1 pseudogene is annotated in these 274 nt (G+C 71.9%); it reads right to left on the bottom strand.

The features are described 5' to 3' along the window. Positions 1 to 14: 14 nt before the first annotated feature. Positions 15 to 274 (bottom strand): annotated as a pseudogene (locus EIK80_RS26275) (hypothetical protein); the annotation flags it as partial.

Below are 274 nucleotides of genomic sequence, written 5' to 3'. Positions count from 1 at the left end.
TATCGGAAAATGCTCTAGGGCCGGGGGCGGGCCATTTCTTCCAGTCGCCGGCGCGGCGCGTCGGCGATGCCCGCCCACAGGATGCGGGCCAGCTCCACGCGATAGGCGGCGGGGTAGCCGGTGATGAATGTCGCCGCCAGGCCGTCCAGCATCGCGCGGCTGAGGTCCTTGCGGGCCAGTATGGCCTTGCGGTCGACCGGCGCCTCGGTGTCGGAGGCCGCGACGCGCTTGTCGAGCGCGATCGCCGCGTGGACGGCCAGGTTCACCAGGGCCG

It is taken from the genome of Caulobacter sp. 602-1 (genome assembly GCF_003931565.1).
Lineage (GTDB): Bacteria > Pseudomonadota > Alphaproteobacteria > Caulobacterales > Caulobacteraceae > Caulobacter.
Note: the sequence above shows the minus strand (reverse complement) of the source record. Positions and strands in the feature narration are given on the sequence as shown.